At 70.7% G+C, this 14,483-nt stretch carries 12 protein-coding genes; 1 reads left to right on the top strand and 11 read right to left on the bottom strand.

What is annotated here, in order from left to right; genetic code table 11:
- Nucleotides 1–243: 243 nt before the first annotated feature.
- From K377_RS26975 to K377_RS26925, 11 genes are all read right to left on the bottom strand, one after another.
- Nucleotides 244–1,326 (bottom strand): S1 family peptidase, encoded by a 1,083-nt coding sequence (locus tag K377_RS26975; RefSeq protein ID WP_111666130.1) that lies wholly within the window; start codon nt 1,324–1,326, stop codon nt 244–246.
- A 287-nt stretch (nt 1,327–1,613) separates the two neighbouring features.
- Nucleotides 1,614–2,405, bottom strand: coding sequence for a slipin family protein (locus K377_RS26970; RefSeq protein ID WP_111666129.1), 792 nt, complete (start codon nt 2,403–2,405; stop codon nt 1,614–1,616).
- A 169-nt stretch (nt 2,406–2,574) separates the two neighbouring features.
- The gene (locus K377_RS26965) at nt 2,575–3,480 is read right to left on the bottom strand and encodes a S1 family peptidase (RefSeq protein ID WP_111666128.1); all 906 of its coding nucleotides are present in this window, start codon (nt 3,478–3,480) and stop codon (nt 2,575–2,577) included.
- Nucleotides 3,481–3,739: 259 nt separating this feature from the next.
- Nucleotides 3,740–4,492, bottom strand: coding sequence for a DUF1684 domain-containing protein (locus K377_RS26960; RefSeq protein ID WP_111666127.1), 753 nt, complete (start codon nt 4,490–4,492; stop codon nt 3,740–3,742).
- Nucleotides 4,489–5,802 (bottom strand): LLM class flavin-dependent oxidoreductase, encoded by a 1,314-nt coding sequence (locus K377_RS26955; protein WP_181512652.1) that lies wholly within the window; start codon nt 5,800–5,802, stop codon nt 4,489–4,491. Before K377_RS26955 ends, K377_RS26960 begins: the two co-directional genes overlap by 4 nt.
- Nucleotides 5,799–6,857: an LLM class flavin-dependent oxidoreductase gene (locus K377_RS26950; protein ID WP_111666126.1), complete on the bottom strand. Its 1,059-nt coding sequence runs from the start codon at nt 6,855–6,857 to the stop codon at nt 5,799–5,801. Before K377_RS26950 ends, K377_RS26955 begins: the two co-directional genes overlap by 4 nt.
- A gap of 111 nt (nt 6,858–6,968) precedes the next feature.
- The gene (locus K377_RS26945; RefSeq protein ID WP_111666125.1) at nt 6,969–7,934 is read right to left on the bottom strand and encodes an ABC transporter substrate-binding protein; all 966 of its coding nucleotides are present in this window, start codon (nt 7,932–7,934) and stop codon (nt 6,969–6,971) included.
- 44 nt (nt 7,935–7,978) lie between these two features.
- The gene (locus K377_RS26940; RefSeq protein WP_111666124.1) at nt 7,979–8,740 is read right to left on the bottom strand and encodes an amino acid ABC transporter ATP-binding protein; all 762 of its coding nucleotides are present in this window, start codon (nt 8,738–8,740) and stop codon (nt 7,979–7,981) included.
- Entirely contained in the window at nt 8,737–9,636 is a 900-nt protein-coding gene (locus tag K377_RS26935) for an amino acid ABC transporter permease (protein WP_111666123.1), read from the bottom strand. The genes K377_RS26940 and K377_RS26935 overlap by 4 nt, the downstream gene beginning before the upstream one ends.
- Before the next feature lie 51 nt (nt 9,637–9,687).
- Entirely contained in the window at nt 9,688–11,472 is a 1,785-nt protein-coding gene (locus tag K377_RS26930) for an FAD/NAD(P)-binding domain-containing protein (RefSeq protein WP_111666122.1), read from the bottom strand.
- On the bottom strand, nt 11,469–12,347 hold the full coding sequence (locus K377_RS26925; protein WP_375605962.1) for an amino acid ABC transporter permease: 879 nt from the start codon (nt 12,345–12,347) through the stop codon (nt 11,469–11,471). The genes K377_RS26930 and K377_RS26925 overlap by 4 nt, the downstream gene beginning before the upstream one ends.
- 486 nt (nt 12,348–12,833) lie before the next feature.
- On the opposite strand from K377_RS26925, the gene K377_RS26920 reads away from it, so the two are divergent.
- Complete coding sequence (locus tag K377_RS26920) at nt 12,834–13,802, top strand: ABC transporter substrate-binding protein (protein WP_111666121.1); 969 nt, start codon at nt 12,834–12,836, stop codon at nt 13,800–13,802.
- Nucleotides 13,803–14,483 lie beyond the last annotated feature (681 nt).

The following is a 14,483-nucleotide window of genomic DNA, read 5'->3' as shown; positions in this document are numbered from 1 at the left end:
CCTTCTTCGCGGCCTTTTTCTTCGTCAGTTCGATTGCACACCTTTCCGGTCGCCGCGACTGCCGCAGAAGGGCCCCGAATGGGGAGCCGAAGGTCCCGTCAAGATCACCTCAGACCCCCGCCACTCCTCCCCCACCTGCACAGACATCGAGGGCCTAACGTCCCTTGCGACTTTGTGAAAACTTTCACAAGAATTTCCCGGAAAAGGGGCACCCCGCATGTGCGGGGTGCCCCGGAAAACCGGTCAGCCGATTTCCGCGCCGAACGTGGAGAGCGCTTCCGTGACCGGCTGGAAGAACGTCTCGCCGCCGGACGTGCAGTCGCCGCTGCCGCCGGAGGTGAGGCCGATCGCCGTGTCGCCGGAGAACAGCGAACCGCCGCTGTCGCCGGGCTCGGCGCAGACGTCGGTCTGGATCAGGCCGTTCACGATGTCGCCGTTGCCGTAGTTCACGGTGGCGTCGAGCCCCGTCACCGTCCCGTCGTGCACCTGGGTGGTGGAGCCGGAGCGGGTCACCTTCTGGCCGACGGTCGCGTCACCGGCCTTGGTGATCGCCTGGGCGGAGCCGTCGTAGAGGTTCACCTCGCTGGGGTGGGGGACGTCCGCGGTGTACTTCACGAGGCCGAAGTCGTTGTCCGGGAAGCTGGACTGCTCGTTCGTGCCGATCTCCTGGCCGCTGGAGTCGGACCAGGTGGAGATCGCCTCGGTGCAGTGGCCGGCGGTGATGAAGTACGGCTGGCCGTCCTTGACCACGTTGAAGCCGAGGGAGCAGCGGCCGCCGCCGCCCGAGATGGCGTCGCCGCCGGAGACGAAGGTCTTGAACTCGCCCTGGGTGCGCTGGAGTTCGGCCTTCGCGCCGAGGCCGTCGACGACCTTGCTCAGTTTCTGCCAGTCGGCGCCCTTCACCGTGCGGTCGGCGGTGACGACGACCTTGTTGGTGGCGGGGTCCGTGGCCCAGGACGTGCCCGGGATCGAGGCGTCGCTCTTCAGCGTCGTACGGGCGCTCTTCAGCGCGGCCAGGGAGTTCTGCACGATTCTGGCCCGGGCGCCGGCCGCCTCGACGGTCCGCGCCGCGTCCTGGCTCAGCACGTTGACCACGAGGTGCTTGGCCTTGGCGTCGTAGTAGCTGCCCGCCGCGTCCGCGCCGAGGTCCTTGTGCAGCGACGAGGCGAGATTTCCGGCCTTCGCGACGGAGATGCTCTTCGCCGTCAGATCAGGGGTGTCCGTACTGGCGTTCGCAGTCTGGAAGGTGATGCCCGCGGCGGCCAGGGCGGCTATTCCCGCTCCGGCCACGGCGACACGCCGCTTGGGTATGCGTCGGTGCTTCAACTCTCGTCCTCCTGTGGGGGGTTGGGAGTCCGGTAGTCGTGGGGGACGGACCGGGTTCCGTGAGGCTGACGGGCCCACTATCCCGACCGTCACAGGGGGCACACAAGGTCGACTTCAGGACGCGCGTACGTCAACCCACCTACGCCCCCTCCCTCTTGTGCGCCCCGGCACCGCCGAGGTCGTCCGCCTGCGATCCCCAAAGCAAACACTCCGTGCGCGCACGCTTGGGCACAGGGTGAGGACTAGTCCTGTCCAGAAATCGCCCTGACGCGGGCGCGGGGGAACCCCTACGGCGCGTCCCCCTCCTCGACACGGCCCGGGGGCGTCGCCCGCTCCAGGAACCGCAGCAGCTCCACCGGAAACGGCAGCACCAGCGTCGAGTTCTTCTCGGCGGCGACGGCCACCACGGTCTGCAACAGCCGGAGCTGGAGCGCGGCGGGAGTGTCCTCCATCTGCTGCGCGGCCTCGGCGAGCTTGCGGGACGCCTGCAACTCGGCGTCGGCGTTGATGACCCGGGCCCGCCGCTCCCGGTCGGCCTCGGCCTGCCGGGCCATCGACCGCTTCATGGTCTCGGGCAGCGACACGTCCTTGATCTCCACCCGGTCGATCTGGACGCCCCAGCCGACGGCCGGGCTGTCGATCATCAACTCCAGTCCCTGGTTGAGCTGTTCACGGTTGGAGAGCAGATCGTCGAGGTCGCTCTTGCCGATGATGGAGCGCAGTGACGTCTGCGCCATCTGGGAGACCGCGAACCGGTAGTCCTCGACCTGCACCACGGCCTCGGCCGCGTCGACCACCTTGAAGTAGATGACGGCGTCCACCCGCACCGTGACGTTGTCCCGGGTGATGCCGTCCTGCGCGGGCACCGGCATCGTCACGATCTGCATGTTGACCTTACGGAGCCGGTCCACGAACGGCACGATCATCGTGAGCCCGGGTCCGCGCACCGCCGGGGTCAGCCGGCCGAGGCGGAACACCACCCCGCGCTCGTACTGTTTGACGACGCGGGCCGCGGCCATCGCGTACACCGCTCCGGCACAGACGACGGTCACTGCGGCCGCCACCAGTTCCTCGACCATCTCACGGCCCCCCGGGGTCCGAAGTGGGCGCTTCAGGCGCGTGGTTCAGGCGCGTCCTTCGACGGTAGCTCCGTGCGGGGCGGTACGGGAGAGCCCCCGCCCGGTGCGCTGCCGGACGGGGGCTTCCACTGGTGGCTGCGGTGCTGGTGCGGTTCTGGCGGTGGCTGCGTCAGAACACGTGGACGCCGTAGACGCTGAGCGCCTCGGTGACCGGCTGGAAGAAGGTCGTGCCGCCGGACGTGCAGTTGCCGCTGCCGCCCGAGGTCAGACCGTAGGCCACGCCGCTGGTGGAGTAGAGGGCGCCACCGGAGTCGCCGCCCTCGGCGCAGACGTTGGTCTGGATCATGCCGTAGACGATGTCGCCGCTGCCGTAGTTCACGGTGGCGTTGAGCCCGGTGACCTTGCCGCTGTGGATGCCGGTGGTGGAGCCGTCACGGTAGACCGTGGTGCCCACGCTCGGCGTGCCCGAGCTCTTGATGTCCGTGTTGCCCGCGGTGCCGGACTTGGCGATCGAGCTGTTGCTGTACTTCACCAGCGCGTAGTCGTTGGTGGGGAAGCTGTAGCTCACGTTGGAACCCAGCACCGTGGTCTTCGCGGAGTTCGAGTACCAGGTGGAGGCGACCTCACCGCAGTGGCCCGCGGTCAGGAAGTAGTAATTGCCGCTGTTGTCCTGGACGTTGAAGCCCAGGGAGCAACGGTAGGCGCCGCCGTAGATGGCGTCGCCGCCGGCGATCAGCTTCTTGAAGGTGCCGTTGGTCCGCTCGATCCGGAGCGCGCCCGCGTTGCTGCCGGCCGACTCCTTGATCGTGTTGATCTCGGCCTGCGACACGGTGCTGTCGACGGTGACGAGGACCTTGCCGGTCTTCGCGTCGACCGCCCAGGCGGTGCCGCCGATGTCGGCGGACTCGACGGCGTCGCTGGCGCGGGTGAGCTGGGCCGCACTGAACGTCTGGTTCTCCGCGGCGTGCGCGGACGGGATGGTGAACGCTGCGGCGGCCAGCAGTCCGGTGCCCGCGGCGATCAGCCCGGTCCGTCTCGCAACGCCGCTTCGGGGGGTGGTGCGCTTGATCCTCACTGGTCGTTCCCTCCTGAGGAGAGTCGGGGGCCCGCGTGGGGTCGGGGCCCGGTGAGGCGCGGTCAGGGACGGTGGTGGTCCGGATTCCGAACACGCCGTGACCCTGACAAGCGCTGTTCGGGAGTATTCGGTCTCTCAACTACTCGGCACAAGGGCGCCTTTCGGCCTCCCAACCGATCTTCGGACGCAACGACGGAATGCCCCGGCGGCTTTCCTCGTACGGTGCGGTACGAGGGCCGCCGGGGCTCGGCTCGACCTGTCAGACGGTCCGGGGCGCCGCCAGGTTCCGCTCGCCCGCCTCGATGTTCACGGTGAGGGTGTTGCCCGGGGGCGGGAAGGGGCAGATGAAGTGATCGGCGAAGGCGCACGGCGGCAGCGTCGCGCGGTTGAGATCGACGGTCGTGCGGCCCTCGGCGTCGGGCGCCGCCGGGTGCAGAAAACGGAACCGGTAGCTGCCGCGGCCGCTGGTGCCGTCGGCGAACACGGCCCAGAGCCGGCCGTCCGCCTGCCGCGCGACCTGCAACGTGTGCTCCTGCCCGGCGAGCGTGAAGGCGAGTTCACCCGCGAGCCCGAGCGCCCGCTTCCTGCCGTCGGCGTTCTCCACGCGGACGTCCGTGCTCCCGTCCGCGTACGGGGTGAAGCGGCCCTCGACCGACCAGCGCGGGTCGTACGGAGTGGCGTCGATCCCCGGCGACGCGAGGAACGCGGTGCGGGCGGGCGCGGCCGGGTCGAAGTCCCGTACGGCCCACAGTCCTTCACGGACGATCACGACGAGCCGCCGCTCGCCGAGCGCGACGGTGGCGTCGGCGCCGAGCCGGGTCTCCTCCCCGTCGAGGGTGCGCACGACGGCGTCACCGTCCGTCCGCCACTCTCCGGGGATGGCCGGAAGTTTGCCGTCCGGATAGTCGTCGAGCCAGAAGGTGCCGGTGAGCGAGAGGGGCCCGTGGGGCGCGGAGACGGACGCGGTCCGCTGTTCGTGCCACTGCTGCCAGGCGTCGGCGGCGTCGGTCATGCGGTGAGGATCCTTTCGGGAGTGCGCAGTCCCAGATGGGAGCGCAGGGTGGAGCCGGTGTATTCCGTGCGGAAGACGCCGCGCTCCTGGAGCAGCGGGACGACCCGGTCCACGAACGGGTCGAGGCCGCCGGGGGTCAGGTGCGGGACGAGGATGAATCCGTCGGCGGCGCGGCCCTGTACGAACGCGTCGAGTTCGGCGGCGACCGCGTCGGGCGTCCCGATGAACGACTGCCGGCCGGTCGTCTCGATCACGGTCTGCCGGATGGACAGGCCCTTGGCGCGGGAGACGGCCCGCCACTTCTCCGCGATCTCGACGACGTCGCCGCGCCGGGTGCGGCCCTGGGAGAGGCCGGAGTCGGGGACCGGGTCGATGTCGGGCAGCGGTCCGTCGGGGTCGTAGGAGGAGAGGTCCACGCCCCACACCTGTTCCAGGGCGAGGATCGCGGTCTGCGGGGAGACCTGCTGCCGGCGGATCTCGGCGGCCTGCTCCTGTGCCTCGGCGGCGGTGTCGCCGAGCACCACGGTGACCCCCGGCATGATCTTGAGATCGTCGGGCTCGCGCCCGTACGCGGCGAGCCGCGCCTTCACATCGGCGTAGAAGCTCTGCCCGGCCTCCAGGGTGCCGTGCCGGGTGAAGATCACGTCGGCGGCGGACGCGGCGAACTCGCGGCCCTCGGCGGAGTCCCCGGCCTGGATGACGACGGGGTGGCCCTGCGGCGGGCGGGGCACGGTGAAGTCGCCCTCGACGGTGAAGTGCCGCCCCTGGTGGCGGACGGGGTGGCCGGTGCCCGCGTCCCACAACTCCCGCGCCAGCTCGACGAATTCGGCGGCGCGGGTGTAGCGGTCGGCGCGGTCGAGGTAGCCGCCGCGGCGGAAGTTCTCACCGGTGAACGCGTCGGAGGAGGTGACCACGTTCCAGGCGGCGCGGCCGCCGCTGAGGTGGTCGAGGGTGGCGAAACGGCGGGCGGTCTCGAACGGCTCGTTGAAGGTCGCGTTGACGGTGGCGGCGAGGCCGAGGCGCTCGGTCACGGCGGCCAGCGCGTTGAGCACGGTGATCGACTCGGGGCGGCCGACGACGTCCAGGTCGTGGATGCGGCCGCGCTGCTCGCGCAGCCGGAGCCCTTCAGCGAGGAAGAAGAAGTCGAACAGGCCGCGTTCGGCGGTGCGGGCCAGATGCTCGAAGGACGCGAAGTCGATCTGGGACCTCGAACGGGGATCGGCCCACACGGTGGTGTTGTTGACGCCGGGGAAGTGGGCGGCGAGATGGATCTGCCGGGCGTCGTCCGTGCGGGTGGTGCGGCTGGTCATGAGAGGACCCCCGGGGCGGCTGCGTACTGGCTGACGGGCCGGGCGAGTCCCAGGTGTTCGCGCAGGGTGGCGCCCGGATAGAAGGTGCGGAACAGGCCGCGGTGCTGGAGCAGCGGCACGGTGCCGTTGACGAGGCGTTCCAGGTCGCGGCGCGGGTCGAGCGGGGTGAGGTGGAAGCCGTCGGCGGCGCCGGCCCGGTACCGGTCGGCGATCAGGTCGGCCAGGTCGACGGGGCCGCCCCGGTACAGCGGTCCCTCGTCGGTGGGCAGCGGGCCGCCGCCGTGCCCCGGCTGGGCGGCGTGCTCGCCGCCGCCGAGGTCGATGCGGAGCGCGCCGAGCACCCGCAGCTCGTCCGGGTCGCGGCCGTGCTCGGTGGCCCGGCGCCGCAGCCCGCTCCGGGCGGCGGCGAGCCGGGCCGGGTCGGAGACGCCGACGAGCGCGACATCGGCGTGCCGGGCCGCGACGTCGTACGCGTACGGCTGCGTGGCGTCGACCACGACGACGGGCCGGCCCTGGGGCGGCCGTGGCACGATCGAGGGGCCGCGCACGGAGAACGCCCGGCCCTCGAAGTCGACGTAGTGCAGCTTGTCGCGGTCGATGAAGCGGCCGGTGGCGGCGTCCCGGATCTCGGCGTCGTCCTCCCAGCTGTCCCACAGCCGCTTCGCCACGTCGGCGACCTCTCCGGCCTCGTGCCACAGGTCGGCGGGCGGGGGCACCACGGCCCGCCGTCCGAAGAGACGCGCCTCTTCGTCGCCCGGGGACACATCGGGCCGCCACCCGGCCCGCCCCCGGCTCACCCAGTCGAGGGTGGCGACGGCGGCCTGGACGTGGAACGGCTCGGTGTGGGTCGTGGTCACGGTCGGCACGAGCCCGATCCGCGAGGTCTCCGGGGCGACCCTGGACAGCACGGCGAGCGCGTCAGGACCGGGCGCGCCGAAGGTGTCGTGCAGGGTGACGAAGTCGAGCGCGCCGTGCTCGGCGAGCCGGGTGAGCTCCAGGTAGGCCGCGGGGTCGTAGGTGTCGGCGAGGTCGACGGCGGCGGCGAGATGCAGCATGACGGGAGGAACCTTTCATCGAGGGGGCAGGCCCCCGCCCCGTAAGGGGCGCGGGGAACTGCGCGACCAGCCACGACGGCGTCGCGGCGGACCGAAGCACACGCCACCCACCTACGTCTTGGGCAACCCGGCAGGGTTGACCTCGGACTTCGGCACGGCCTCACTGGACAGCCCCCACCGCTTGAGCACCCGCGCGTACGACCCGTCGGCGATGACATGGTTCAGCGCGGCGGCGTAGGCATCGACGAGCCCGCTCCCCTTCTTGGTCGTCGCGGCGATCTCGCCCTGGACCTCGTCACCGCCGCCGGAGATGGTGCCGATGATCTGCGACTGCCCGGCGGACGCCACGTGGTAGGAGGAGGCGGGGCTCGGCCCCAGGTAGGCGTCGATGCGGCCGGACTGGAGCGCCAGGTAGTAGTCCGTGTCCTTCTGGAAGTACTTGATGGTGACGGGCTTGCGGCCCGCCTTCTCGTTGCGCTTGCTCCAGTCGACGAGGATCTTCTCCTGGTTGGTGCCGGAGGAGACGGCTATCGTCTTGCCCGCGACGTCCTCGGGCTCCTCGACCCGCCAGCTCGTGCCCTTCTTCGCCTCGAAGGCGATGTTGTCGAGCCGGTAGGTGGCGAAGTCGTACTTCTCCTTGCGCTCCTCGGTGACGGTGACGTTGGAGAAGACGGCGTCGAACTTGCCGCTGTCGAGCCCGACGAACAGGTTCTCCCAACTCACCAGCTCCTGCTTGATCTTGAGCCCGAGGGTGTCGGCGACGAGGACGGCGAGGTCGAGTTCGGAGCCGATGCGGGTCTTGTCGTCGGTGGCGAAGAAGCCGAGTGGCGGCGAGGCGTCGGCACTGCCGCCGAGCCGCAGCGTGCCGCGCTCGCGCACGGCCGCCGGAAGCAGCGCGGCGATCTTGTCGACCTTCTTGCCGCGGATGCGGTGCTGGTCGGGGCCGATGTTGATGTTCCCGACCTTCTTCGTGCCGGCGCCGGTGGTGGCGGCGTCGCTGTCCCCTCCGCAGGCGGTGAGCAGGGGGGACAGGGCGAGCGCGGCGACGGAGGCGGTCAGGGTGCGGCGGGACAGCATGTGCGTACTCCTCAAAGGGGCGATGGAAAAGGGACGTCGGGCGGTCAGAGGACCTTGGAGAGAAACGCCCGGGTGCGGTCCTCCCGGGGTGCGTCGAGTACGTCGCCGGGGGCGCCCCGCTCGACGATGCGGCCCTCGTCCATGAACACGACGGTGTCGGCGACCTCGCGGGCGAAGCCGATCTCGTGCGTGACGACGATCATGGTGGTGCCCTGGTGGGCGAGGTCGCGGATGACGTCGAGGACCTCGCCGACCAGCTCGGGGTCGAGCGCGGACGTCGGCTCGTCGAACAGCAGCAGCTTGGGTTCCAGGGCGAGGGCCCGGGCGATGGCGACGCGCTGCTGCTGGCCGCCGGAGAGCTGCCGCGGATAGGCGGCGGCCTTGTCGGCGAGGCCGACGCGGTCGAGCAGCTTGCGGGCGCTGTCCACCACTTCGGCGCGGGGCCGTCCCAGCGCGGAGACCGGGGCCTCGACGATGTTCTCCAGGACCGTCAGGTGCGGGAAGAGATGGAAGTTCTGGAAGACGAAGCCGATGTGGGTGCGCTGCTTGAGGATCTCGCGCTCGCGCAGCTCGTACAGCTTGTCCCCGGAGCGGCGGTAGCCGACGAGCTGCCCGTCGACGCTGATCCAGCCGCTGTCGACCTTCTCCAGGTGGTTGATGGTGCGCAGCAGCGTCGACTTGCCGGAGCCGGAGGGGCCGAGGACGACGGTGACCTCGCCGGCCCGCACCTCCAGGTCGATGCCGCGCAGCACCTCGACGGAGCCGAAGCTCTTGTGCACGGACTTGATGTCCACCATGGCGCTCATCGGGTGGAACCTTTCGCGAAGTGGCGCTCCACGTAGTGCTGGAGTACGGAGAGTGCGCTGGTCAGGAGGATGTACCAGGCGGTGGCGACCATCAGGAGGGGCACCACGCGGCCGTTGCGGCCGTAGATGACCTGCACCTGGTAGAAGAGTTCGCCGATCGCCATGACGGAGACGATCGAGGTGCCCTTGAAGAGGGAGATGACCTCGTTGGCCGCGTTGGGCAGGATCGAGCGCATCGCCTGCGGCAGCACGATGCGGCGGATCTGCCGCAGGCGCGGGATGCCGAGGGCCGCCGCGGCCTCCAACTGGCCGCCGTCGACGGCGAGTACACCGCCGCGCACGATCTCGGCGGCATACGCGGCCTGGTGCAGGGCGAGGCCGAGGACGGCGGCGCTCATCGCGCCGACGAGCCCCATCGTGTCGAAGGAGAAGAAGCCCGGCCCGAAGGGGATGCCGAACGTCAACTGCTTGTACAGATAGGCCAGGTTGAACCAGAACAGCAGCTGCACGATCAGCGGGATCGAGCGGAACGCCCAGATGTAGCCGAACGCCACCGTCCGCAGGAACCGGCTGCTCGACAGCCGCATGAAGGCGATGACGATGCCGAGGGCGAAGCCGAGCGCCGTGCCGTAGGCGGTGAGCTGGAGCGTGGTCCAGACGGCCTTGAGGATGACGTCCGCGGTGAAGAACTCCGCGAACACCTCCCATTCCCAGCCGGCGTTGGTGGCCAGGCCGTGCGCGAACTGGGCGAGCAGCACGGCGGTCACGACGATGGCGACCCACCGCAGGGGATGGCGTACGGGGACGACCGTGAGGTGTGCGTAGGCGTCCTTCGGCACCTCGGCGCGGGGGTCGGTATCGGTGGTGCCCAGGGGTGGATCACTGGTCAGAGACATGGGTGTCCTCGGTGACGGACGAACGGGGATGGCGAGCGGGGCGGGACGGGTTCAGGCGGCGGTGGCGCGACAGGAGAGGTCGTGCAGCAGCGCGAGGACGGCGCGGGCCGTGGCGTCGTTCTGCCGGAACGCCGGGCCGCCGGTGCGCGGCCGGGTGAAGGCGCCGGCGCCGCGCGCGTCGGTGTGCGGGCCGAGGGCGAAGCGGCGCGGGTGGGCGGCGCCGTCGCGGTACAGGACGCGTCCGTCGGCCGGGTCGACGGCGAGCAGTCCCTCGTCGGTCGACCGGGCGCCCTCCGCGTGCAGCGTGCGCAGCAGCCGGTCGCGGGTGCGGGCGAGGGTCGGCTGCGGCAGGCGGGCCTCGACGAGCGCGCGGGTCTCGACGGTGACGCCCGGCGCGCTGGCGCTCGTGCCCCGGAAGACGCCGTCGCGCGCCTCGACCCGCAGGTCGGCGCCGACGAACTTCACGACGCCCGCGCGGGACAGCGCGAGCAGTTGCCGCAGGCGCGGGCCGGGCGGCCCCGAGGCCAGGTAGCTGAAGAACCCGTGCCACCACGGGCCGACGTCGCCGAGCCTGACGAGTTGGCCGTACACGGAGAGCAGGCCGAGGAAGACGGCGAGGTCGGGGCTGTGCGCCGGGTCGTGGCGGCGCTCCAGGTCGTCGGTGATGTGACCGCGCAGGCCCGCCTGGAGTTCCTCGTACGAGCCGTACCGCACGCCGTCGAGCGGGCGGTCGAGGGCGGTGAGGTCGAGCCGGTCGGCGGGGTCGGGCACGGCGGCGGCGACGAGCGCCTGCTGTTCGGCACCGAGCGGCGCCGCGGCGGCGTACTTCGCCTCGAAGACGTCCCAGGCGACGCTCGTGCGCTCGGGGTGGGCGGTGAACAGCCGGTGGTAGTGGGCGAAGCCGAGTTCCTTGTCGATCAGCGGCCACACGTCGCGCCGGAAGTCGCCGGGCCCGAACCCGCCCTCCCGTGCGAGGAGTTCGTCGATCTGCGCGGGCCCGAAGAAGCGCGGCAGCGGCGGCCGCTCCCCCGCGTCCCAGTCGTAGCCCAGCTTGGAGTGGTAGGGCACTCCGCGCCGCGATCCGACATGCAGGACGGGCTCCCGCCCCGAGGGCACGTAGGTGTCCCCCTCGAACCGTCCGCCCCGCCCTTCCGTCAGCAGCACCATCAGGTCGACGAAGGCGAGCCCGAAGCCGCGGACGAGCACGTCCTGGCCGGGCGCGAGCGCGCTCAGGTCGGAGTCGGCGGTGAAGTCGGGCGGCAGGTGCACGAGCCCGTGCCGCTCGGCGTACGCACTCAACTCCACCTGCACGTCGTCGAGTTCGGCGTCCAGGTGCCCCTGGGCGAGGATGACGGCGTCGGCGTCGAGCGGTCGCGTCTCCCCCTCCAGCCACACCTGCTGACGGCCGTGGCGCGATCCGGAGACGCGCAGGGCGCGCCGGGGATGGTGGTGGACGGTGACCCCGTCGGGCAGCGCGGCGACGGCCTGCTCGTACACCCACCGCAGATAGCCGCCCTGCCGGCGCCGGTCGGCGAAGGTCCGCCCGTCGATCCCGGCCCACTCGTGCAGCACGGGCCCCGGCACCACGGGCCCGGACAGCTCCACCGTCTCGTCGGTGAACATGGTGACGTCCTGGGCCTGCGAGTTCATCCACAGCAGCGGCGACTGCTCGCGCCGCCAGATCCGCCCGCCGCCGGGCGGATAGGGATCGACGAGATGCACATCGAGCGCCAACTGGTCGTCCCGTTCTGCCGTGTTGGCGGCGAGGCGCTCCAGGATGCCGGTCCCCCGCGGCCCGGCCCCCACGATCACCAGGGACTGCCGTACGGGACTCATCGCTGCGTCCCGCGCGCGTAGTGCCGCTCGACGTAGTACTGGCCGACGCTGAGCAGCGAGGTCACCACGACGTACCAGATGGTGGCGACGAGGAGCAGCGGGATGACCTGGTAGGTGCGGTGGTAGACGAGCTGGACCGAGTAGAGCAGGTCCTGCACGGCGATGACGCTGACGATGGAGGTGCCCTTGAGGGTGCCGATCAGCATGTTCCCGGCAGGCGGCACGATGGCCCGCATGGCCTGCGGCAGCACGATCCGGCGCCAGCGGCGGTAGCGGCTGAGCCCGAGCGCCTGGGCCGCCTCCACCTGCCCGCGGTCCACGGAGAGGATGCCGCCGCGCACCACCTCGGCGGCGTACGCGGCCTCGTGCAGGGTCAGTCCGATGATGGCGACGGTGACGGGCCCGAAGAGGTCCACGGTCTTCACGCCGAGGACGCGCGGGTACAGGGCGCCGATGTTGAACCAGAACAGCAGCTGCACCAGGATCGGCACCGACCTGAACAGCCAGACGTAGCCCCAACTCACCGCTCGCAATACGGGGTTGGCGGACAGCCGCATGACGGCCAGCAGGGTGCCGAAGACGAAGCCGAGCGTCATGACGAGCGCGGTCAGCCACAGCGTGAGCCAGAGCCCGCGCAGCACGGAGGCGGTGGTGAAGTAGTCGGCGACGACGTCCCATTGGAACGCTTCGTTGCGCAGCACCGAGTTCACGGCGAGACCGAGCAGGGCGAGCACGACGACCGCGGCGGTCCACTGTCCGGTGCGGCGGCGCGGGACGATGCGCGGGACGGCGGAGGCCTCGCCGGACGGCGGTGGGGCTTTGGCCGGGGGATCCGAGGGGAACGACAGAGTGTCTGAGGACAAGGGAACGGACATGGGAAGGCTCCGTGGGCTGGAATCCCGTCCAGCACGGTCCTGCCGTCACACCTGCTGCGTGCGTGTCGCTCGGGCCGAGCCCCTCAGCAACGGTCCCGCACCGAGAGTACGGCGCCGCTCACGCTGCCTGTCAAGGCTGTCCGGACTGTGAGCCGCGCGTCTCAAGTGAGTTGACGCCGAACCGGATGCCTGTTCCACTAATGCCCATGCATCCGCAGCAGTGGCTGGTCACCCGCTCCCACATCGACTTCGGTCGCGTGTGGTCCGCGTCCTGTTGATGCCCTTCCGACGCCTCTGAGCGCGTCGTCTTCTTCTTTTCCCTTTCTCTCCCGGCGATTCCGCCGCACTTCGACGCGTCCCGTTCCCGGTCCAGGCACGCGCCCTCACCCTGCTGCACGCTCCCCTCGCACAGCCGGTTCCTCACGCGATCGCTCTGCTTCGCTCTGCTCTGCTCTGTTGTGACACCGAAGGGCATCTCTCTCCGTCATGCGCTCCTCCACTCGCACCTCCGGACTGTCCGCTTCCTCCGCTCTCTCGACTTTTGCCCTGATCACCGTCGCCGCTCTGGGGCTGACCGCCTGCGGTGCGGGGAGCGGGTCCGACGACACGGCACCGGCCGGCGCCGCGAGCAACAAGATCCCGACGAAGGACGTGGTGTCGTCCGTCGCGAAGGATCCCGCCTCGGCGAAGCTCCTCCCGGCGTCCGTCCGCAAGAGCGGCAGCCTCACCATCGCCGTGAGCGTGGGCGGCAATCCGCCCAACTCCGCCTATCTGCCCGACGGGAAGACCGTCGTCGGGCAGGACATCGACTTCGCGAACGCGGTCGCCAAGGTGCTCGGCATCACGCTCGACCAGCAGGTCGCGAGCTTCGAGGCGATCCTTCCTGCCCTCGACAGCGGCAAGTACGACCTCGGCACCGGGAACTTCGGCGTCACCGACGAACGCCGCAGGACCATCGACTTCGTCACGTACATCAACGACGGCCAGGGCTTCGCCGTCCGCGAGGACAGCGACCTGAAGAAGGTCACCGATCTGACGCAGCTGTGCGGCCTGAACGTCGCGACCGGCGCCGGCACCACCTTCGAGACGACGCTGGAGGAGAACAAGGGCCTGTGCCGCAAGGCGGGCAAGAAGCCGTACGACGTGAAGACGTACGCGGAGCCGAGCGCGATCTGGTCGTCTCTTCAGCAGGGGCGCAGCGATGTGGTGATGAGCACCATCAACGGGCTGCGCTACGGGGTGGCCCATCAGGAGGGGCTGCGGTTCCTGAACGAGTTCCACCGGCTCGATGTGGGGTTCGCGTTCAAGAAGGGGACGGCGCTCGCCCCCGCGTTTCGCTCCGCTGTGAACCGGTTGATCGCGGACGGCACGTATCGGAGGATCCTGGCCAAGTGGGGTACGTCGGATTCGGCGATCAGCACGTCCCGGATCTCCCCACCGGAGATCAAGGACTGAGTGCGTCCGTCGTCGGGTGCGGCCCGGTGGGGGCCGGCCGCGCAGTTCCCCGCGCCCCTGAAGGCGTGCGCTGCGCGCAGCCTTCCCCTGAGGCAGCGGCTCCGCCGCGCCTCCCGGAAGAGACAGCGATGGCCCACCTCTCCGAGGAAGCCGCGGTGGCGCACCTCCTGAAGGGCCGACGGTGACGCCCCCTCCGTGAAGCCGCGGTGGCGCACCTCTTGTGAAGGGGCAACCGTGGCGCGCCTCCTCTGATGGGGCGACCGTGGCGCGCCTCGCCTGATGGGGCGACGGTGGCACGCCTCTCCCGATGGGCGCCGGTGACGCGCCTCATCCGATGGAACGACGGTGACTCGCCCCTCTGCGAAGCCGCGGTGGCGCGCCTCTCTGCGAAGCCGCGGTGGCGCGCGTCTCCGTGAGGCCGCGGTGGCGCGCCTCTCCTGAAGAGGCGACCGTGGCGCGCCTCCTCTGATGGGCGCCGGTGACGCGCCTCATCCGATGGAACGACGGTGGCGCGCCTCTCTGCGAAGCCGCGGTGGCGCGCGCCTCCGTGAAGCCGCGGTGGCGCGCCTCTCCGATGAGATGCCGCACGAAGTGCGCATCTCAGGGGCGCGGGGAACTGCGCGAGAAGCGGCCACCGGCCCGCACCCGAAAAACAACCCAGGGGCGCGGGGAACTGCGCGA

It is taken from the genome of Streptomyces sp. PsTaAH-137, from assembly GCF_003259365.1.
GTDB lineage: Bacteria > Actinomycetota > Actinomycetes > Streptomycetales > Streptomycetaceae > Streptomyces.
This window is presented reverse-complemented; position numbering and strand designations above follow the sequence as displayed.